General features: G+C 65.8%; 18 protein-coding genes. 9 read left to right on the top strand and 9 right to left on the bottom strand.

All coding sequences use genetic code 11. The features are described 5' to 3' along the window. Window positions 1-326 precede the first annotated feature (326 nt). Together F3J15_RS28255 and F3J15_RS28250 are read left to right on the top strand one after the other, a co-directional pair. Window positions 327-1,409 carry a porin gene (locus tag F3J15_RS28255; RefSeq protein ID WP_166895346.1) on the top strand — a complete coding sequence of 361 codons (1,083 nt, stop codon included), beginning with the start codon at window positions 327-329 and terminating at the stop codon, window positions 1,407-1,409. A gap of 551 nt (window positions 1,410-1,960) precedes the next feature. Continuing rightward, on the top strand, window positions 1,961-3,217 hold the full coding sequence (locus tag F3J15_RS28250; protein ID WP_166895344.1) for an MFS transporter: 1,257 nt from the start codon (window positions 1,961-1,963) through the stop codon (window positions 3,215-3,217). A gap of 6 nt (window positions 3,218-3,223) precedes the next feature. On the opposite strand, the gene F3J15_RS28245 is transcribed toward F3J15_RS28250, so the two are convergent. From F3J15_RS28245 to F3J15_RS28235, 3 genes are read right to left on the bottom strand one after another with little or no spacing between them, the layout of a single operon-like run. Next, the gene (locus tag F3J15_RS28245) at window positions 3,224-3,958 is read right to left on the bottom strand and encodes a polysaccharide deacetylase family protein (RefSeq protein WP_166895343.1); all 735 of its coding nucleotides are present in this window, start codon (window positions 3,956-3,958) and stop codon (window positions 3,224-3,226) included. Window positions 3,959-3,981: 23 nt separating this feature from the next. Continuing rightward, window positions 3,982-4,542, bottom strand: coding sequence for a hypothetical protein (locus F3J15_RS28240; RefSeq protein ID WP_069252815.1), 561 nt, complete (start codon window positions 4,540-4,542; stop codon window positions 3,982-3,984). Window positions 4,543-4,547: 5 nt separating this feature from the next. Beyond that, window positions 4,548-5,693, bottom strand: coding sequence for a glycosyltransferase (locus tag F3J15_RS28235; RefSeq protein WP_166895341.1), 1,146 nt, complete (start codon window positions 5,691-5,693; stop codon window positions 4,548-4,550). Window positions 5,694-6,308: 615 nt separating this feature from the next. On the opposite strand from F3J15_RS28235, the gene F3J15_RS28230 reads away from it, so the two are divergent. The 3 genes from F3J15_RS28230 (at window position 6,309) to F3J15_RS28220 (ending at window position 11,283) form a co-directional block, all read left to right on the top strand. Next, window positions 6,309-7,613: a dicarboxylate/amino acid:cation symporter gene (locus F3J15_RS28230; RefSeq protein WP_166895339.1), complete on the top strand. Its 1,305-nt coding sequence runs from the start codon at window positions 6,309-6,311 to the stop codon at window positions 7,611-7,613. A gap of 541 nt (window positions 7,614-8,154) precedes the next feature. Then, window positions 8,155-10,089, top strand: a complete 1,935-nt coding sequence (locus F3J15_RS28225; RefSeq protein WP_166895337.1) for an SMP-30/gluconolactonase/LRE family protein — start codon at window positions 8,155-8,157, stop codon at window positions 10,087-10,089. A 354-nt stretch (window positions 10,090-10,443) separates the two neighbouring features. Next, on the top strand, window positions 10,444-11,283 hold the full coding sequence (locus tag F3J15_RS28220; protein WP_166895335.1) for a peptidyl-prolyl cis-trans isomerase: 840 nt from the start codon (window positions 10,444-10,446) through the stop codon (window positions 11,281-11,283). Window positions 11,284-11,308: 25 nt separating this feature from the next. Here the strand turns inward: F3J15_RS28220 and F3J15_RS28215 are convergent, their stop codons facing one another. Together F3J15_RS28215 and F3J15_RS28210 are read right to left on the bottom strand one after the other, a co-directional pair. Beyond that, window positions 11,309-11,746, bottom strand: coding sequence for a GNAT family N-acetyltransferase (locus F3J15_RS28215; RefSeq protein WP_166895333.1), 438 nt, complete (start codon window positions 11,744-11,746; stop codon window positions 11,309-11,311). A gap of 129 nt (window positions 11,747-11,875) precedes the next feature. Beyond that, the gene (locus F3J15_RS28210) at window positions 11,876-12,781 is read right to left on the bottom strand and encodes a LysR substrate-binding domain-containing protein (RefSeq protein ID WP_166895331.1); all 906 of its coding nucleotides are present in this window, start codon (window positions 12,779-12,781) and stop codon (window positions 11,876-11,878) included. A 162-nt stretch (window positions 12,782-12,943) separates the two neighbouring features. Here F3J15_RS28210 and F3J15_RS28205 point away from each other — a divergent pair, with 162 nt between their 5' ends. Then, on the top strand, window positions 12,944-13,444 hold the full coding sequence (locus F3J15_RS28205; protein WP_166895329.1) for a lipocalin-like domain-containing protein: 501 nt from the start codon (window positions 12,944-12,946) through the stop codon (window positions 13,442-13,444). A 12-nt stretch (window positions 13,445-13,456) separates the two neighbouring features. Here F3J15_RS28205 and F3J15_RS28200 read toward each other — a convergent pair whose 3' ends face one another. Then, a complete protein-coding gene (locus tag F3J15_RS28200) occupies window positions 13,457-14,413 on the bottom strand; it encodes a hypothetical protein (RefSeq protein WP_166895327.1) in 957 nt (318 codons plus the stop codon). A gap of 308 nt (window positions 14,414-14,721) precedes the next feature. Between F3J15_RS28200 and F3J15_RS28195 the strand changes: the two genes are divergently transcribed. Both F3J15_RS28195 and F3J15_RS28190 read left to right on the top strand, forming a co-directional pair. Next, window positions 14,722-16,017, top strand: a complete 1,296-nt coding sequence (locus F3J15_RS28195; RefSeq protein WP_166895325.1) for an MASE1 domain-containing protein — start codon at window positions 14,722-14,724, stop codon at window positions 16,015-16,017. 13 nt (window positions 16,018-16,030) lie between these two features. Then, window positions 16,031-16,846: an alpha/beta fold hydrolase gene (locus tag F3J15_RS28190; protein ID WP_166895323.1), complete on the top strand. Its 816-nt coding sequence runs from the start codon at window positions 16,031-16,033 to the stop codon at window positions 16,844-16,846. 85 nt (window positions 16,847-16,931) lie between these two features. On the opposite strand, the gene F3J15_RS28185 is transcribed toward F3J15_RS28190, so the two are convergent. Both F3J15_RS28185 and F3J15_RS28180 read right to left on the bottom strand, forming a co-directional pair. After that, complete coding sequence (locus tag F3J15_RS28185; RefSeq protein ID WP_166895321.1) at window positions 16,932-17,546, bottom strand: NAD(P)H-dependent oxidoreductase; 615 nt, start codon at window positions 17,544-17,546, stop codon at window positions 16,932-16,934. Then, the gene (locus tag F3J15_RS28180; protein WP_166895319.1) at window positions 17,546-17,995 is read right to left on the bottom strand and encodes a GNAT family N-acetyltransferase; all 450 of its coding nucleotides are present in this window, start codon (window positions 17,993-17,995) and stop codon (window positions 17,546-17,548) included. The genes F3J15_RS28185 and F3J15_RS28180 overlap by 1 nt, the downstream gene beginning before the upstream one ends. Window positions 17,996-18,079: 84 nt before the next feature. Between F3J15_RS28180 and F3J15_RS28175 the strand changes: the two genes are divergently transcribed. After that, complete coding sequence (locus F3J15_RS28175) at window positions 18,080-19,492, top strand: PLP-dependent aminotransferase family protein (protein ID WP_166895317.1); 1,413 nt, start codon at window positions 18,080-18,082, stop codon at window positions 19,490-19,492. A 350-nt stretch (window positions 19,493-19,842) separates the two neighbouring features. On the opposite strand, the gene F3J15_RS28170 is transcribed toward F3J15_RS28175, so the two are convergent. Further along, on the bottom strand, window positions 19,843-20,971 hold a 1,129-nt coding region (locus F3J15_RS28170; RefSeq protein ID WP_166895315.1), incomplete at its 5' end, for a PLP-dependent aminotransferase family protein.

The raw sequence follows: 20,971 nt of genomic DNA, 5'->3' as shown, positions 1-20,971 counted from the left end.
CGGCCCGCCGCAGCCACACCGTCGGCCCGCGCGGGTCATCGTGAGCCGTGACGGTTCTATCGCCTCGAGGGTGAATGCCGGATGGCGTGCGGCGATGGATTGTCACTCGACATTCAATGCCGTCGATGAAGGCGATGCGTGTCGTCTGTCGCGTCGACGCGCGCTCAGTTTCTACCGGACGCGACGCGACGCGTCCGGATCGGGAAGTCTCCGCGCGGTGCGAGCACAGGCCGTGACGGACAGGTTGTGACGTGTAGCAAAAGCGCTGATCGGCATTCCGCCGTGACGCGACATTGAAAATAACGATCTGGGTTTGGAGGATAGACATGAAATCGACATGGCGTCAGGGAACGCTCGGCCTGGCCATTGCTGCGTCGCTGGGCGCGACGTCCGGCATGGCGCATGCCCAGAGCAGCGTCACGCTCTACGGGGTGCTCGATGCCGCCGTGCTCTACACGAACAAGTCGCTGAATACGAGGACCGGCGCGAACGACGGCCACAAGTTCGCGATGGTCGACGGTGCCGCGGCGGCATCGCGATTCGGCTTGCGGGGCGTGGAGGATCTGGGCGGCGGGATGAAGGCGACGTTCGTCCTCGAGAGCGGCATCGACATCCCGAGCGGCGCGTTGGGCAATTCAAACGGCAACCTGTTCGGCCGTCAGGCGTGGATCGGGTTGAGCGGCGATTTCGGGTCGGTCAAGGCCGGCCTGCAATACTCGCCGTTCGTGTTGTCGATGATCGGAACCGACCCGCGCGACGTGGCCTATTTCGGCAGCGGCGCCGTCATCTATGTCGACAGCGTGCTGGTGACGGGGCTGTTCAACCAGAACGCCGTGTCCTACACGAGCCCGGACATCGCCGGCTTCCAGGGAAGCGCGATGTTCGGACTGGGAGGGAAGGCGGGCGATTTCCAGGCGGGGCGGCAGTATTCGGCCAGCCTCAAATACCAGCGAGGCGGGTTCCTCGTCACGGCAGCGCTGTACAACGGCAACGCGGGCGGCACGCCGGGGACGCCGATTCCGAGCACCGTGCCGTTTACCGGCCGCACCCTCGGCGCGGCATACAGTTTCGGCAACCTGACCGTCAAGGGTTCTTACGCGCTGTTCAAGGTGAGCGGCGGGTTCGACAGCCGCGTGTACGGCGCCGGGGCAAGTTACTTGTTCACGCCCGCGGTCGAAGCCGATGCGGGCGCCTGGCTGACGAGCGACGGCAACGATACCGGCAATCGATCGGTGCTGACCGCGATCGGGTTGAGGTACTTCCTGTCGAAAGCGACGACGGTGTACGGGCAGGTCGGGTTGGTCCACAACCATGGCCTGATGAATACCGGGCTCGCGATCAACGGTGCGCTGTACGAGGGGCGCGGAACGACCGTCGGGACGGTGGTCGGCCTTCGTCATACGTTCTAGGCGGGAGCCTGCGCCGTCGCGGTGCCGACGTGGTGCCCGGCGGCGGCTGCCTGCCTCGTCACACGGGAGCGGGGCGGCCCGTCGAGCGCGCATCAGCTGTTGCTGTACCCGCCGCTGGATGCGTCGATGAGCACGACGTCCTATCGGACGTGCGGGCAGGGCGCCGGCAGCTCGTCAGGTGTTCGACGTGGCCGGCGCGCAGATGCGCGGGGCGTTCCAGCGGTGAGCGCATTGCCGTGCTTGGATGGTCGTATGGTTCAGCGGCCGTGCAAGATCTGGCAGACCGGTGCATTTTCCGTGGTGTCGACGGACTTCCTGTCCGACAGGTCATGCAATCGACGTATTGACGCCCGACAGCAGGTTGACTAGATTCCTCACATGAACGCACTTTTCGTCACGACCACGACTACCACCACGACCGCCAATGGCGGGCCGGGAGGAGGTCGCGCGTCGTAGGTCAGTGTGTCGAACCCACCCCAAGCCCCGCCGGAAACGGACGGGGCTTTTTTCATGTTCCGTCTGGCCGGCATCGAACGTCAGTGGAGAACATGATGGATGATTGCGATCGCCGGGTGGCCGGCGACAGAATCGGCCCGTTTCGCCAGAAGCGCAACCGTCCGGCCGCCTGGCTCACCGGCATCGTGGAAGGCGTGCCGACGTCGACGCGGCTGCTGCTGATGTTCCAGTTCCTCGTGAACCTGTCGGTGTTCGGGTCGCTGCCGTTGCTTGCCGCGTTCCTCGACATGGAGCGCCATCTGGACGCGAGCAGCGTTGCCAGCGTGCTGACGATGAACCTGCTGGCGAGCCGGCTGCTGCCGCTGGTGCTGGGTGCGTCGACGGATCGCTTTAGCAGTCGCGTGCTGACCACGCTCGGCCTGCTTTGCCGTGCGGCGGGGTTCGTCGGATTCGCGTTTGCGCAGTCGCTGCCGGGTCTGTTGATGTGGGCGTGCGTGTCAGGGCTGGGGGCCGCGCTTTACGAAACGACCGCGTATTCGATCTTCGGCTCGCTCGATGGCGCCGTGCGCCCCAAGGTGTTCGCGCTGAACAATCTGGCGCTCAATCTCGGCGCGTTGATCGGCCCGGCGCTGCTGATTGTCGTGCCGAACACGAACGGAGCGCTGCCGTTTCTGGCGAGCGGCGCGGTGTTCGCGGCGCTCGCACTGATTGCGCCGTGGATCGCGGGACGAAGCACGCACAACGCAGTCGCCGCGCACCCGTTGCGCGGCGTGCTGGTCGCGTTCGGCGACAGGCGGTTTCGTCGGCTCTGCTGGGCGCTTGTCCCGTTCTGGACCGTGTACACGCAGATTTACGTATTCATCCCGCTGACCTTTTCGCATGGCGCGCACGGCTATAACGGCGTGAGACCGTTCTACATCACGAATGCGCTGATCGGAATCGCCACTGCGTGGCTCGGCATGGGCTGGTTTCAGCGCACGAACTGGCGATCGATGATGGTGATCGGGCATGTCGCGTTGTGCGGCTGCTTTGCGGTTGCGGCACTGCTGTTCGCCCGCGATCGGGGCGCGGATGCGTCGCTCGCGATCCTGGTCGTGATCGCGATCGTCTTCACGTTCGGCGAAAGCCTGATTCTTCCCGCATCGAATATCGCGCTCGCCGACCTGACGACGGACGGCAATGCCGGCAGCTATTTCGGCGCGTCGGCGATTTCGTGGGCGATCGGCGGGATGCTCGGCAACTTCATCGGCAGCATCGCCGCAGGCTGGACGACGCTCGCGCCGGGATGGATCCTGTTTATGGGAATCGCGCTGACCGGTCTGCTCGCATTCTGCCGGCAGCGGCCGGAATAGCCAGGGCTACCTGCGCCGCTGAACCCGCGCCTTCGCACACTTGAACCAGAGCCGCATCGCACCGACTCCGCCGGCGACCGCAATCCGCGGCAACAGGAACCGATCGTCGTACACGTCGGCGCAGCCGCGCCGGGTCGTCGTCGCGTTGTGGTAACCCGCGGCGGCGACCTGGTCGCGCACGCGCGGGTCCAGATCGCCGTACGGGTAGCAGAACGATTCGACGGGCTGGCCGCTCAACGCTTCGAGCCGCTGCTTCGATTCGACGATCTGAACCTCCGACACGTGCGCCGGCACGTGCGACAGCGCGACGTGATCGAGTGTATGCGAGCCGATTTCATGGCCGTGATCGCGCCATGCGAGCATGTCCGCGTACGTCATCAGCGGGGAGCGTGCGGTATCGGCGGCCGCATCCCAGTCGTTCTCGCCGCCGAACCGGCCGGCGACGAAGTAGCAGGTCGCGGTGAAGCCGAGCGCGTCGAGCACGGGCATCGCATGCGTCCGCACGTTGAGAAAGCCGTCGTCGAACGTAATGCCGAAGACCTTCCCGCTGCGCTCGCCGCGCAGGTACGGCTGCAGTTCGCGCACGCTCAGGCCGCGGTAGCCGAGCCGCTTGAACAGCGTCATCTGGCGGCGGAACGCATCGGGCGCGACGCTCAGGCTGCGCAGCCGGTCGGGCGGTGGCGGCGGCGTGCGGACCTGGTGATACATCAGGATCGGGTAGCGCGTGGCTGGCAGCAGCATGAGCGGGTCGCGAGAACGGGGAATTACGCGGCCTTGCGGAAAATCCGCAGGGTCTTGAAGTCGCCGATTTCGACGAAATCGGCATTCGCCGCCCATTGCTCGATGATCGGCTCGGCCTTCCGGTATGCCGACGAGCCCTTGTAGAACAGCAGGTGGCCGTTGCGCGCGGTATGGCGGGCGAACAGGTCGAGCACGTCGGCGTCGGTCTTCGCACCGTAGCGGCTGTTCGTCTCGTCGCGGAATTCGCACAGATGGAACAGCGTGACGACGTCGAACGCCGGCAACAGGTCCGAGTTGCTCGTATAGATGTCGCCGAAATAGGCCAGATAGGTCTTGCTCACCTCCGGTTGCCGCGTGACGAGATCGACGTACGACTTGTATTCCTTCGGCGATGCCGTCACGCCGAAGACCGTGTTGTTCAGGTGCGGCCGCGCGCATTCCACGCCGACATGATGATGGCCGCCGGTGCCGAAGTGATAGATGCGGATGCCTTTGAGGCGCGCGGCTTCCAGCCATTCGACGAAGTGCACGTCACACGGGCACTCCTGCGTGCGCAGGTCCCAATACTTCTTCCAGATATTCATTGCCATTAAACGGACCTCATGGATGTCACCCGACGATACGGGTTGTGGCGAATCGATTTCTGATAGACGGACAGCGTCGCGTCGATGAATCGTTCGAACGAGAATTCACGCTTGCCCTTCAGCCGCGCGCTGCGCCCCATCGCGCGCACGCACCCGGGCTCGCGCATGATCGCGCGCAGGATTGCCTCGATCGCTGCGGGTTCGCGCGGCGGGACGACCCAGCCGTCCACGCCCGGTTCGACGTTCTCGGGCAGCCCGCCCACGCGCGTCACGATCGCGGGGCAGCCGAGCGACATCGCTTCGCGGCACGCATACGACAGGCTCTCGTGGTACGACAGCACGAACGACACGTCGATGATCGAGAACGGTGTCCGCACGTCGTCGAGCCGGCCGGTGAAAACGGTGCGCGCGGCCATGCGGTGCAGCGCGATCTGCTCGCGTTGCTCGGCGGTCGGCTCCGCGCCGACCAGCAGCACGCGAAACCGCTCGCGCTCGTGTTCGGGCAGGCGGCCCAGCGCCGCGATCAGGTCCATCCAGCCTTTTTCCGGCGCGGTGCCGGCACTGCTGCCCAGCACGATCGCGTCCGCACCGGACGGCCCGAACAACGCGATCTTGCGGCGGCGGATTTCATCGCTCGCGAGTCGTTCCGCGGCCTGCCCGCGCACGCCGTGCTTGACGACCGTGACGTTCCCGTACGGCGACCGGAGCGCGAGCATGCCCGCCACGTAGTCGCTGACCGCGATGGTGTGGTCGGTGGCGAGGCGTGCGCGCAGCAGGTTGCCGAAGCTGTCGGCGCGGTAGGTGTTGTGCTTGGTGAGCACGACCGCGGGCCGATACCGGCAGCCGAGCAGCGCGAGCATCACCTGCCGGTGATCGGCGGACCCGTTCACATGGATGACGTCGAAGCGCTCGGCGACGATCAGCTGGCGCAGCCGGAGGATTTCCTGGCACAGCCGGTTCCAGCGCGGCTTGAATTCCATGTCGAAGATGGCCACGTCGGGACTGTCCTTCAACAGTCGCGACAGGCGGCTGCCTTCCGGTGACGCGACGGTCACGCGATGGTGCCGGCTCATCGCGGCGGCAAGATCACGGACGTAGGTGTCCTGGCCGCCGCCGTAGTCGCCGTGGAAGTTGGTATACAGAATGTTCATCACGATGCCGCCTTTCCTCGATCATTCATTGAGCAGGACTACTGAGAAAACGAGCGCGTCCGCCTGTGGAAAGCAATGACTCGAACCGGGTCCCGCGTTGTCAATGCGTGATCGCGCATCGACGCCCGGGCGGGGCGCCACCGCGAATCGTTTCCAAATATTACAGAAGCATTACGTACCGTAGTGTCAAGGTCTGCGCATCTTTGTGAACAAGTGTCACGATCGTTCATCGTGTCGTCACGCGGTGCGATGCCGCCGGGGAGGAGGGGGGGAGTTTGGCGATACGGTTCCTGTCGCCGGCGCGTGAACCGTGGCGAGCCTGCGCGATGGGAGACGCGGCCCGATTACCCCGCCGACCGGGCAGGAACCAGGCAGGAAGCGGGCTGGATCGCGACAAAACCTGACTTTTCGACGGCATCCGGACGCAGATCAACCCGTTCGACTTTCAGATTTGAAAGCCGGACGGCCATTTGCGTTAGAATGCCCCCCCTGTCCGCCATGGCGACTGCCAAAGGCGGACGCGTCGCACCCAGAGAGACGTGGGTTTCGATTTGTAGCCGGGCGCGAAAGATGTGCCAGCCGTTAGCAACATACGATTTGTGATTTGGATTACTAATGAAGAAGAAGCACAACATCACCAAGTACATCGTTGTCGCGATGATTCTTGGTATCGCAGTGGGTTACGCCTGTCATAGCGCGTTTCCCGACCCGAACATGGCGAAGGAGGTCGCCGGCTACGTGTCGTTGCTGTCCGACGTATTCCTGCGCCTGATCAAGATGATCATCGCGCCGCTGGTATTCGCGACGCTGACCGTCGGCATTGCGCAGATGGGCGACGGCAGTGCCGTGGGTCGCGTCGGCGTCAAGGCGTTCGGCTGGTTTTTCATCGCGTCGTTCACGTCGTTGCTGCTCGGCCTGCTGACCGCAACGATCCTGCAACCGGGCAGCCATCTGAGCCTGCCGCTGCCGGCGTCCGATGCATCCCTCGGCCTGAAGACGGGCGCCTTCACGCTGAAGGACTTCGTGGTCCACCTGGTGCCGAAGTCGATCGCGGAAGCGATGGCGAACAACGAAATCCTGCAGATCGTCGTGTTCTCGATCTTCTTCGGCACGGCGCTGTCCGCGCTCGGCGAGTCGGGCAAGCGCCTGACCGGCGTGATCGACGATCTCGCGCAGGTGATGCTGAAGGTGACGGGCGCGGTGATGTGGTTCGCGCCGGTCGCGGTGTTCGCGGCGCTCGCGTCGACGATTACCACCCAGGGGCTCGGCATCCTGCTCACGTTTGCGAAGTTCATGGCGAGCTTCTATCTGGCACTGGCGCTGCTGTGGGGCGTGCTGACGCTCGCCGGCGTGACGTTCCTCGGCAAGCGTGCGTTCACGCTGATCCGGCTGATCCGCGAGCCGTTCCTGCTGTCGTTCGCGACGGCGAGCTCCGAAGCCGCGTATCCGAAGTTGCTGGACGCGCTCGACCGTTTCGGCGTGAACCGCAAGATCTCGAGCTTCGTGCTGCCGATCGGCTATTCGTTCAACCTCGACGGCTCGATGATGTACTGCACGTTCGCGGTGCTGTTCATCGCGCAGGTGTACGGCATTCATCTGCCGCTGGGCACGCAGATCACGATGCTGCTGATGCTGATGGTCACGTCGAAGGGGATGGCGGGCGTGCCGCGCGCGTCGCTGGTCGTGATCGCGGCGACGCTCAACCAGTTCAACATGCCCGAAGCCGGGTTGCTGCTGATCATGGGCGTCGACATGTTCCTCGACATGGGGCGCTCGGCCACTAACGCCGTCGGCAACTCGATCGCGGCGGCCGTGGTCGCGAAGTGGGAAGGGCAGCTCGACGACCCGCGCGACGACAACGATCCGGACAATGGCCGTGCGATGAAGGTGAAGGTGCCGGAGACCTCGGCATCGGCATGATGTGCAGCAGTGCGGCAGCGCAGCGATAGGGGTGCGCTGCCTGCTTTCCGGTAGTGGATAATCGCCGGCCTGGATTCGAAACGGATTCAGGCCGGCGATTTGTTTTGGGACGATGATGCCGTCTTGAATGCGGTCGTTTTCCCTGATTCCCTGATTGATACTTGGCGCTCGCCGTTTCAATCCGCCGTCGTTGAATACACGGCGATATTCCCGCAGGCACGCGCAAGCCTGATTTTCCCGATCCCCGATTCGACGTGTAAGTGACCATTCACTGTCGCGCAGTCGCGCTCGCCGTCGGCGCGCTTGGGTGTCACGGGCAATGCCATCGGAGCCGAACCCGTGAAAAGCACAACGACGCGAGCGCTTCGCAATTTTTTTCGATTTATATAACGCTATTCTCGCGCTGCGCATTATCGAACGCATGCTGCACGTAATACCGACTGCGCCGGATGATTCAGGGGAAGAATTTACGCATTACGGTTTTCAAACCATCCGGCCTGCCCTTCATGTGAATGTTCCACCATTCAGGAGCGCATCCGTCATGGTCGCCAGACAACGATTTCAGGCTGCGCTTCTCGCCGCAGCGATCGCCGCGATGACCCCCGCCGTTCACGCAGGCAACACCACCGACTGGCTGGCGAATACGTACGGCACGCTCGCGGCCCACGTCGGCAACGTCGCGCGCGCGATGTGGGTCGCGCCCGAAGGCGTGATCTATACGGCGTCGATGTGGGACGAATACGAAGGCGGTGTCGCGATCTACCAGAACGGCAAGAGCATCGGCTCGATCGGCACGCACTCGGAGTTCCAGGGCAGCGCGATCACCGGTAACGCGACGTCGCTGTTCGTCGCGCTGCAGTCCGGCAAGACGTACGGCAGCGGCGCGGTGGGGCGCTACAACCGCGCGACGAAGTATCGCGACCGCGTCATCCAGGTCAGCGCGGCGACCAACCAGCCGCGCATCGACGTCGTCACCGGGCTCGCAACGGCCGGCTCGCTGCTCTTTGCGAGCGACTTCTACGGCAATCGCGTGCGCGTATTCACCACCGACGGCGTGTGGCAGCGGGACATCAGCGTATCGGCGCCGGGCGCGCTCGCGGTGGACGGCGCGGGCAACGTGTGGGTCGCGCAGAAGAGCGCGGGCGCGATCGCCGGCTTCAGCCCGGCCGGTGCGCTGCTGAACACGATCCGGATGCCGGCCGGGTCACAGCCGTCGGCGCTGGTTTTCGATGCGGCGGCCGGCCAGTTGCTGGTGGGCGACGAAGGCCCCGACCAGAACATCAAGCGCTATACGGTGTCGGGCCCGCCCGCGCTGGCCGGCACGTTCGGCGTGCGCGGCGGCTATCTCGACACGACGACGGGCATCAAGGGGCAGGTCGGTGCGCAGCGCTTCACGCGCATCGTCGGGCTCGGCAAGGACACCGGCGGCAATCTCTACGTGCTCAACAATCCATGGGGCGGCAGCTGGGACCTCGGCCGCAACGGCGCGACCGATATTCATGCATACAGCAGCACCGGCAGCCTGCGGTGGACGCTGCAGTCGCTGAACTTCGAAGGGATCGCCGCGCCGGACCCGGTTACGGACGGCGCGCTGTTCTACGGCGGCACGCATGTGTACAGCGGCAGCGCGGGCGGCAAGTTCGTCGCGAACACGGTCGATCCGTTCACGTATCCGGCCGATCCGCGCATCAACATGAGCGACACGCAGCGCGACGAGCATTTCGGGCTGCTCACGTCGGTCGGCGCGAACCGGATCCTCGTCGCGGCCGGCCAGAATCCGCCAGTCTTCTACTTCTTCCACTTCAACGCGGCGAACGGCTACATCGCGATTCCGGACGGCTCGATCCCGGGCCCCGCGTTCAACACGACGCGGCGCGTGACGAGCGGCTTCAGCATCGACAGCAAGGGTGATGTGTGGGCCGGCCTCGACAAGACCGGCGCGATTACCCACTACCCGCTGACCGGTTTCGACGCGAGCGGCAAGCCGTCGTGGGGGCCGGGCGTCGCGACCCGCGTGCCCGACAGCATCCAGCCGCTCACGCGCATCGTCTATCTCGCGGACAGTGACACGATGGTGCTCGCGCAAGGCGCCATCGGAAGCAACGACTGGACGTCGATCGGCACGCGCATCGAGGTGTATCACGGCTGGAGCGCGGGCAACACGATGAAGCCGGACCCGGTGATCACGCTGCCGCACAGCGGCGCGAAATCGATCGACGCGGTGGGCAACCATCTGTTCGTCGGCTACTGGTTCAGCAGCAGCGGGCCGCTGTGGCCGAACGTCGACGCGTTCAACCTCACCACCGGCAATCTCGATACCACACTGGTCAACGCGAGCCCCGCGACCGTGGATACCAGCAGCGCGATCGATGCGATGTACAGCATCCGCGCATACCGCCGATCGAACGGCGAGTACGTGGTGATGAAGAACAACGTGAAGGGCAACAGCATCACCGTGTACCGATGGACGCCCTGACGTTGATGAGGCACGCGCGGCCGCCTCGACCACGGTCGGCGGCCGGGCTCGCGACGCCATGACGTGATTCATCGCGGTTTCGCGGGATTTCCATGCCGCTTCCACAGAATTTCCACATCGCGCGTTCGTAATGACCGGCGTGCGCAACGCGCGCCTCACCGCCCGCCGGGCGGCTGTCCCCGAGCACACGACGCGGAAAACCGCTTCCGGGCACAATGACAGCGGCACCGGCAGGCACTGCGCGTGCTCATGACGATGAACCGAATCGACTGACTTGTTGCGCCGGCGCATTGCAGTGCCGGGGCATGTGCGCGGCTTCCCCTGCCGCGTTTTTTGAGCCGAAGTGACGAAAAGATGAAGACGAAACCCACACCGAACCGCCTGTTGCTGATTGCTGCGCTGGCCGGCGCACTGAGCGGTACTGTCCATGCAGAGACGGCGGCGGCGACGGCAACCGTTGCGACGGTCAACGGCACGCCGATCACGCAGGCCGACGTCGATACGCTGCTGCGCGCGTCCGGGCAACCCGACTCGCCGCAGATCCGCCAGGCGATCAAGAATCAGCTGATCACGCGCGTGCTGGTTCAGCAGGCCGCCGAGAAGGCGAACTATGCCGACAAGCCCGAGGTCAAGGCGGCGGTGCAGCAGGCGAAAACGAATGCCGAAGTGCAGCTTTACCTGCGCGACAACGTGAAGCCCGAGCCGGTGACCGAAGAACAGGTCAAGGCGCGCTACGACGAACTCGTGGCCGCGCTCGGCAAGAACGAGTACAAGCCGCGCCTGATCATCGTCAAGGATCCGGTGACGGCCGCGACGGTGCTCAGCGAGCTGAAGGCGGGCAAGTCGTTCGAAGGGCTGGCGCGTCAGTACAGCATGGCGCCGAGCCGCGATACCGGCGGCGAGTTGCCGTGGGTGAGCTTCCACACGCCGGCGACGGAAGGCAAGACGTCCGGCCTGCCGCTGCCGGTCGCGCAGGCGCTCGAGAAACTGAAGGTCGGCGCCACGACGGGCGATTCGATTCCGGTCGATGGCGTGCGGGCGATCGTGAAGCTGGATGCGAAGCGGCCGACGCAGGTGCCGGGTTTCGCGACCGCGAAGCCGGGGCTTCAGCAGCAACTGCAGGCGGCTGCGGTGGAGAAGGCGAGTGAGCAGATGATCGGCAACCTGCTGAAGGACGCGAAGATCACGCAGTAATGCGGTGGTGTCGGAACGCCGGACGTCACGCGCGCCAGATCATGCTCGCGCTCGTTTCGGTTTCTGATTCGCTGCGGAAGCCGAGCCGTTCGTAGAGCCGCCGCGCCGGGTTGCCGTGCAGCACGCTGAGCGACACCGGCACGTGCGCGCGTGCCGCGTCGCTCAGGAGTGCGCTCAGCACGGCTTCGCCGATGCCCCGGCCCTGATGCGCGGGGAGGATCTGGATCTGGTGCACGTGCCACTCGTCGGTGGCGCGTGTGACCTTCAGCAAGCCGATGGCTTCATCGCCTTCGCAGACGATCATCGCATCGTCGAAGTGCGCGCGGATGCGCCGGTCGTGCGCGTCGTCGTCGGACGGCATGCCAGCGCGTTGCAGGTGCTCCGTCATCGTGAGCTTGCGAAGCGTCAGCAGGAACGGCAGGTCGGCGGCAGACGCCGGGCGCAGGCGGATTGCGTGTGTCATCGGGCGGACTCGTTCGTTCGGGAAGGCGGGAGCGTCGACGGGAAGGTCGACCCCCGCAGCGAATCATTCCCGATGGCGGGCAGCCGGTCAAAGGGCGCAGCGCCGAATCCGGCGCGCCTCCGTGGCCGATCATGCGGCGCGCCGGCCGGACACCTTCTGCGCATCCGCAAGATTGGCGATCAGCGTGTCGACCACGACGCGTTTCAAGCTCGCGAGCGCGGAAGGCGTATCGCCTCCACCCGCATGGAGGCACACGTCGACTGACGGCAGCGGGGGCAGGCCGTCGCGCTCGCCAAGCTGCCGCAGTGCTGACGGCACACCCACCATCGTTCTCGCCGTGATGCCCAATCCGCCCGCGACGCCGGCCCACAAACTTTGCAGGCTGCCGGTCGTGTAAGCGAGCCGCCACGGGATGCCGGCCTTGTCGAGCGCATCGGTGCCGGCCTTGCGGAACAGGCACGGTGGCTTGTACAGCGCGAGATCCAGCGGCGTGCCCGCGCGCGGATGCACGTCGATGCCTTGCGGCCCGATCCACGCCATCGGCAGCGTGACCAGGTGTTCGGCGTCGGCACGATGCCCGCGGCCCATCGCGAGCACGACGTCGAGTTCGCCGCCATCGAGCCGGTCGAGTAGCGCGCCGTTGCCGTCGACGACGATGTCGACGCGCACGCCCGGGTGCGTGCGCTTGAACTGGCCGAGCGCGACGGGTAGCCACGATTCGGCGAAGTCGCCCGGTAGCCCGAATCGCACGGCCCCCTCGATCGCCGCGCCGCGGATCGCGCCGACCGCCTCGTCGTTCAGTTCGAGAATGCGCCGCGCATAGGACAGCATCAGTTCGCCGGCCTCGGTCGGCACGAGGCCGCGCCCCTGGCGGCGAAACAACGGCTGGCCGATCTGCGTTTCGAGCTTGCGCATCTGCTGGCTGACCGCCGACTGCGAGCGGCCGATCCGGTCGGCGGCGCGGTTGAGGCTGCCGAGCCGATCCGCGGCGATCAGCGTGCGCAGCGCATCCATGTCGAGATTCGGGAGCGTCATGATTCGGTTTTTCTTATAAATAGATTTCGAATTATCGTATTTATTGCACATTCCCGTCGCTACCATCAAGTGAACCGGTCGCTTCGGTTCACGGGGATGCGCGCGATATACGGCTGCGGATGTCCGTGAGGTTGCTTCCCTTCTTTTTGACGAGGACAGTTAATGAACATCCGCTCGATATTCCGCCAAGGCTTTCCCGGCATGCTGCTGGCCGCATCGATGATTCCCGGCGGCGCATCGGCTGCGCCTTCGCTCGCGGGGACGTGGACACTGGTCGCGGCGGACGTACAGCATCCCGACGGCACGATCGGCCGCGACTATGGTGCCGATCCGAAGGGGCTGCTGCTGATCGACGTGCACGGGAACTACTCGCTGCAGATCTTCAGGTCGGAGCGCCCGCGCTTCGTGTCGAACGACAAGGCGACCGGCACGCCGGACGAGTTCCGGGAAGCCGTGCTCGGGTCGAGCACCCACTACGGCAAGCTGACCATCGATCCCGCGAAACACAAGCTCGCGTTTCACATCATCGATTCGTCGTACCCGAACTGGATCGGGCAAACGCAGACGCGAAGCTACCAATTGAAGGATGGTGAGCTGAGCTATCGCGTGCCGCCGCGTGCGAACGGCGACATACCGATCTCGGTGTGGCGGCGAGTGGATTGAGGCGGGAGGGTGTCAAAGCCCCGGCAACTGAATCTGCAGGCCGGCCGGGCGATGTTCGAGGACATCCGTCACTTCGTATTCGGTTTTTGCTCCGTCCGAGGTTTGCCACTGCTGCATGCGGACTTTGCACACAAGCACGTCACCCTTGCTAAAGCTGATCTGACTGTTGTTCACGCGCGACAGGAAGCCGGCATCCGAGATCGCCGCGTGAATCGTCGACGTGCCGTCGTACAGCCGCCACTTGTTGTCGTCCTTGAATGCGAGCGACACGATCGAGAACGCCATCTTGCAATGCTCGTCGAGGATGAGCGCGTCGGCGGGTTCGGGCGCGTGAAACCACGCGATTTCGCTCCGGTCGACCGTTTCGAATATTTCCGTATCGGTGCCGACCGCAAACACCACGATGCCTTCGCGCGCGAGCGGTGCAAGCACTTGCTCGGTAGCGTGGCGCACGCCGACGTCGCGCAGCAGGGTGAGGACGGGCAGATCGATTTCGAGGGTGTCGCCTTCGACGTGCAGGATGGCGGTGTGGTCCTGCATTTGCACCTGCAGGATCTCGCGCCCGCGCAGCCATTTGAGGACGGCGAAGAGCCCCTTTCCCGCCTTCGGCGCGGCGATGCCGAGCGCGGTCAGGATCGTGACCGCATTGGCGAGCGCCGTGCCTTCGTTGCCGCTCAGCATGTCGCGCATGCGGCCGAGCAGTGACGTCGCGAGCGTGAAGTCGATGCCGAAACTGCCGGTCTTGAAGCTGCCGCGCACGTTCACCTGCGGCCGCACCTGATTGCCGCACAGCGCGCGGGTCGATGCGTCGAGCAGATCCCCGATGGCAAGCAGCGCGGGCGCGAGTTCGCGCACGTCCATTTCCGACGATTCGAGCGCGGGCCCGTCGTATGTGGCGCGAAAGCGGCTCATGGCGCAGAGGGGGCCGGGATCGGCCGGGCCGGTACGGTTTTCATGGCGTATGGTCATGCGGAAAGTAGGCGGATGACGTGGACGATACCGGAAGCGCATGCTTTCGGATGTCTTTCATGCTAGATGCGATCCACCGGCCGCGGGCGATTTTGGCCGTCCGGCCAAGACGACGTTCTGACGTGTCTCGACCGTACCCGGCGCACACCGAACTTTTTCGATCCTTGCCCGGTCACAACCGCCAGCGCTCGGGCGCGCCGGCGCCCCGCACGCGCTTCCGGCCCCGGTATTCCCCGGCCTGCCCCGCCCGCATATCATTCGCACATCGCGCACCTGCCGACCGCAGGCGCAGCACACAGGGATTCTCGATGGACACCAAACGATCGCGGCCTGGCCTCGTCGCCGCGCTGCTCTGGGCGGCGCTGTATCTCGCGACCGGCTACATCTCTCACCAGTTCAACGGCCCCGTCCGGCTGACGGGCTATATCTGGCTGCCGGCCGGCGTGACGGTCGGCGCGTTCATGCTGCGGCCGATGCGTGAATGGCTGACGCTGGCCGGCGCGTTCCTGGTCGGGCAACTCGCGCTGAGCGGCATCGAACACGGCAACCTGGTCAATGCAGTGCTGTTCACCGTCGACGAGGTCGGCGCGGCCGCGCTCGCGGTGTGGCTCGTCCAGCGCGTGCGCTTCTCGCTCCAAGGGCTGTATTTCCTGCGCTCGGTGATCCTCGCCGGCCTGATCGCCGGCGTGGTCGGCGCGATCGGCGGCGCGGCCTGGTACACGGTGGTCATGGGCGCGCCGTTCTTCGACGTGTGGTCGGTGTGGGCCGCGTCCGATTTCGTCGGCGTGCTGCTGGTCACGCCGGTGCTCGCGTCATGGTCGCGCTTTCGCGCGCATCGCTCGGGCGATCACGAGCGCTTCGACCTCGTGCTCGGCATGGTCTCGTTCGTGCTGGTCGTGGGCGTCGCGCTCGTGATCTTCGACGGCGACACGTCGCAGAAATTCGGCACCGGCGCGGGCTTCGCGCTGACGTATATCCCGTTGTTCCTCACCGTCGCGGTGACGCTGCTGCTCGGCGGCCGCGCGGGCTCGTCGTCGGTGCTGGTACTTGCGCTGATCGTGATCGCGCAGACCGCGCAGGGCGACGGCCCGTTCGCGGCGTTTCACGAGCACTACGGCAGTGCGCTGCTCGAGGCGCAGCTTTATCTCGCGGTCGCGTCGCTGCTGGTGCTGGCGGTGAGCACGCTGAAGACGACCCGCGAACGCGTGCACGAACATGCGGCAGTCCTGCAGAACAACATGGAGCTCGCGCTCGCGAGCGCCGGCCAGATCGCGTACGTGCTCGATCCGGAATCGGGGCGGATCGAATGGAGCGGCGACGTAGAGCGTGTGTTCGGCGTCGGCGTCGATGCTGCACAGATCGCGAGCGTGCCGCTCGTGCTCGAACGCGTGCAGCCGGGCGACCGCGATGCGCTGCGCGACTACTGGGATGCGGAAATCGCGGGCGAGGATCGTGCGTCGCTGTCGCTGCGCATCGTGCAGCGCGACGGCGGCACGCAGACGGTCACCGATCACGGTGCGCCGCTGCTCGATTCGAATGTCGACGTGACGGTGGTGGCGGGTGTCTGGCAACTCGAGCGCGTGTGGCCGGCGGCGGACGAATGAGCGGACGCACGTCATGACGGGCCGCACGGGCGTCCTGCTGATCCACGGGCTCGGCGGCACGCAATACGATCTCGGTTCGCTGCACAAGGCGATGCGGCGCGCGGGCGCCGATACGCACATGATCACGCTGCCGGGGCACGGCACGCGCCCCGAGGATCTGGTCGGCGTGCGCGCGGAGGCGTGGCTCGACGCGGTGACCGAGCAGTATCGCGCGCTGGAACACGAGTACGACGCGCTGCATGTCGCGGGCATGTGCATGGGTGCGCTGGTCGCGCTGCTGCTGTGCCATCGCGTGCAGCACGCGCGCGGCCGGCTCGCGTTGCTGGCCACGCCGGTGTTCATCGACGGCTGGTCGACGCCGTGGTACCGCGCGCTGCGGCACGTGCTGTACCGCGTGCCGGGTGTGGCGGAGCGGATGCGTGTGGAGGAAGGCGATCCGTTCGGCATCAAGAACGCGACGATCCGCGCGATCGTGAAGAAGAAGTTCGAGCGCGAGGACAATTTCCACTATGCGTGGGTGCCGCTCGCGTGCGTGCGGCAGGTCGACCGGATGCGCGACTGGGCGCTGGAGGCCGCGGCCGGCACGCCGTGCCCGACGCTCGTGCTGCATGCGCGCGAGGATGAGCTGACGAGCCTGCGCTCGGCCGATTTCCTGCTGGAAAAGATGCCCGACGCGCGCGGGATCGTGCTGGAGAACAGCTACCACATGATCTGTGCGGACAACGATCGCGACGATGTCGCGCGCCACGTGCTCGACTTCTTCGGGTTCGATCCGGTGCATGCGGTCAGCCCGGCGATGGCGCGCCGGATGGGACGGCTGGAATCCTGACGGCGACCTGCCCGGCCCGGGATGCCTTATATCCGCTGCCCCCGGTCCGCATCGGGTAACGCATGCGTACCGGGGCTTGGCGAATTCATGCCGTTTCCGTCGCGCGTCGCGCCAGCAAGTTCGATGTGGCCAACTGGGCGCGTACCGCATCGATGGCTGCGTCGCTCGGCGCAATGCCTTCGAGGTAGATGAAATCGACCGTCGACAGGCCGATGACGGCCAGCACCTGCTTCAGGTACGGGGTCAGGAAATCGGGCTGGCGTGCCGCTGCGCCGGTGCAGATGCCGCCTGAGCGTACCAGCACGAGCACGGGTCGATCGGCGAGCAGGCCGAACTTGCCTTCCGGCGTGGCCGTGAACGTGCGGCCGATACGCAGCACTAAATCGATCCACAACTTCAGTGCGGCAGGTACCGTGAAGTTGTGCATCGGTGTGCTGATCAACACGCCGTCGCTGTGTTCGACTTCCGCGATCAGTTGTTCGGAGTACGCCAGTGCGGGATCGGCATCCGGCTGCCTCGCGACCACCGCATGCGCATAATCGGCCGATAGCGAAGGCAATCCGGGTTGACCGAGGCTGCGCGACACGACCCGCGCGTCGGGGCGGGCCGACCGCCAGTGCGCGATGGCTTCGTGCGCAATGCGTGCGCCCAGCGAATGACTGCCATGCGGACTGGCAGCGACAAAAAGAAGGTTGTTCATCAGAGCGCCTGTAGAGACTGACTGAAATGCATGCCGCGGGACAGCAGCCCCTGGCGGAAATAGAAACGCTGCGCGAGCGCGTTGGAGAGCCCGGTATCGAGTACCAGATGCAGGCAGCCGTGTTGCCGCGCGTCGTCGCGCACCGCATCGAGCAGCCGCTCGCCCAGCCGTTGACCGCGCGCGTGTTCGGTCGCGACCAGATCGTCGACATAGACGAAGCGCCCGTACAGCGTGTTTTCGAGGTGACGGTATCCCGCCAGCGCGACGACCGCGCCGTCCGGGCTGCCGTGCCGTGCGGTCAGTAGCACATAGCCTTGTTCGGCCTGGCGGCGCATCTGCCGCACGAACACATCGGCATCGGTCAGGTGCGGGCGCAGCTCACGCATCACGTCGAACGTCGACCGGTAATCCGCGTCCGTCACGGCGCGTTTCAAATGGATCTCTGACATTACGATTGCTCCACGGTAACGTCGTTACTGTACGAATCGGATGGCGTATCCTGAAGGTCCAAAAAGTGTCTATTTGACTGGGACATGAAATTCGACGATCTGATGCCGGACCGTCATCTCGACATGCCGGTCTATCGGCAACTGGTCCGGCGCTTCCGCGATGCGATCGAGACGGGCAAGCTTGCGCCGGGCAAGCGCGTGCCGTCGGTACGGAGCCTGGCCAGCGAACTCAATCTGGCACGCGGCACCGTCGAAGCGGCCTATCAGATCCTCATCGGCGAGGGGTACCTGGTCGCACGCGGGCCGGCCGGCACCGTCGTGTCGCCCCAACTGCCGGATGGCCGGCAGCCGCGCGCCGCGGCGCCCAGGCCGGACGAACCGCCGCGCGGCGATTCGACGGCGAGCGGGCCGAAGCCGTTCCAGATGGGCATTCCCGCGCTCGATGCGTTTCCGCGCATGCCGTGGATACGGCTCACCGGGCGTCATGTGCGGGCGATGGCGACCCCGTCGCTGGACTACGCGCCGCCTCAAGGGCATGACGGGCTGAGGCGCGCGCTGTCCGCCTATCTCGGCGTGTCGCGCGGCATCGACTGTTCGGCCGGGCAGATCTTCACCACTGCGGGGTATCGCGGTGCGCTGGACCTGATCTGCCGGACCTTGCTGCGTCCCGGCGACACCGGCTGGTTCGAGGATCCCGGTTATATCCACGCCCGCCACCTGCTCGAGCACGCGGGGATGCGGCTCGTGTCCGTGCCGGTCGACGACGACGGCCTGTGCGTGGAAGCGGGGCAGCGCCGGGCGGCCGATGCACGTTTTGCCGTGGTGACGCCGACCCATCAAAGCCCGCTCGGTGTCGCGCTGTCGCTGCCGAGACGCCTGGCCTTGCTCGATTGGGCTCATCAGCAGCGGGCCTGGATCGTCGAGGACGATTACGACAGTGAGTTCCGTTACCACGGCCGCCCGCTGCCCGCGCTCAAGAGCCTGGATCGCCACCACCGCGTGCTTTACACCGGATCGTTCAGCAAGGTGCTGTATCCGGGGTTGCGGCTGGGGTATCTCGTCGTTCCGGAGGAGCAGATCGCGGCCTTTCGCGACACCGCCGGCTGGCTCGGCGGCAGCGGCCAGATGCTGATGCAATCCGTCGTCGCCGACTTCATGGAGCAAGGGCACTTCGCGCGTCACCTGAAGAAAATGCGCGCGCTGTACGCAACCCGCCGCGCGTGGTTGATCGATGCGTTGGGCAAGGTGTTCGGCGAGGCGCTGCATATTCCGCCCCGCGCGGGCGGCCTGCATGTGGTGGCCTATTGGCGCACGGCGGTCGACGATCGCGCCGTCGCACGCATGGCCGACCTGCAGGGCTTTTCCGTCCAGCCGCTGAACGACTGGAGCCCGGGCGGCCGGATGCCGCCCGGCATGCTGCTCGGCTTCACGAACCTGACGTCGGCGCAGCAGGCTTTGACCTTGGTTCGACGCCTGTATCGGCTCGTTTGCGTGTGAATCGTGTGTGGTGGATTACGCGCCGGTAGGGTGCCGGCGTGCGTGCGACTGGCGCTATGGTTTTGCGATTGTTTGACTGAGTTACTGCGACTGCCCTACGCATTGTCGACAACACATCCGTGATGTCGTCGTCCGGGTTCGTGCTTCATGGGTGGCCGGCGCCATGCTTTCCGCATTTCGACCGATCTGACTTAAGCTGCCTGGTTCGCGTCTCCGACGGCGGCTGTCGGCCAATCGCAGACGTTAGATGCGACGACTTAATTGAACCCTCGCCCACGCGGCCACGCCGCATCTGGTTGCGTGAATTCCGAATTTGCGATTGCGAGTTGGTGGTCGTTCGAACTCCTCTATCAGCCAACGATCGCGCGCCGGAGCCGCAGCACCGCGTCCCGCATATTGCCCGGCCTGGTCGCGCCGAACCCGATCACGAGCCCGGCCTCACCGCCGGCCCGGTAATGCGGCGACAGCGGCGGGGTCTGCAGCCCGAGCGCCGTCGCGGCTTCCCAAACCGGAAGATCCGCGTGCGGCGCAGCCGCGCCACGTAGCTTCGCGACGAGGTGCAGGCCGGCATCGGGCGCGCCTCCCCAATCGAGCACGTCCGTGCAGTGGCATTTGAGCGCGGCCAGCAGCGCATCCCGACGCTCCGCATAAAGCATCCGCATGCGGCGCAGGTGCGTCGCAAAATACCCTTCGCCGATGAATTCCGCGAGCGTGACCTGCAACGGCGTCGGCGATTGCCGGTCAACCAGTGCGCGGGCGTGCGCAAAAGCCCCGGCGAGTCCCGGCGGCGCGATCAGGAAGCCGATCCTCAACCCGGGCGCAAGGACTTTCGCGAACGTGCCGACATAGATCACGCGATTCGCGGCCGATTGCCGGCCGAGCGCGCGCAGCGGGTGCAGCGGCCGGCCGGCGTAGCGGTAGTCGCCGTCGCAATCGTCCTCGATGATCCAGGCGTCCGTACGCTCGGCCCAGTCCAGCAGCGCGAGCCGGCGCCGCAGGCTCATCGTCACGCCGAGCGGGTACTGATGCGACGGCGTAACCACCGCGAGGCGCGCGTCCGCGGCGAGCCGTGCACCGGCCTCGACGTCGAGGCCCTCCGCGTCGACCGGCACCGGCACCGCACGTGCGCCCGCGCTTTCGACCGCGCTGTGCCCCGCGACGAATCCCGGGTTCTCGATCCAAACCGTATCGCCCGCGTCAATCAGCAGACGCGCGGCTAGCTCGATCGCGTGCTGCGAGCCGGACGTGATCACGACGTCATCGGCATCGCACGGCAGGCCGCGCGTTACACCCAGATGTTCTGCGATCGCCTCGCGCAGCGGGCGGTATCCGGCCGGATCAGCGTAGCCGAGCTGGTCGGCGGTCGGCCGGCTGCGCCAGAAACGGGCGGACAGTCGAGTCCACGTCTCGTACGGAAACGCATCGAACGCAGGGGTGCCGGGCGCGAGCAGGCCCGGCGCGCGCGGCACCGGCGTGACC

Origin of the sequence: Burkholderia sp. Ap-955 (assembly GCF_011753045.1) — a bacterium.
GTDB lineage: Bacteria > Pseudomonadota > Gammaproteobacteria > Burkholderiales > Burkholderiaceae > Burkholderia > Burkholderia lata_D.
Note: the sequence above shows the minus strand (reverse complement) of the source record. Positions and strands in the feature narration are given on the sequence as shown.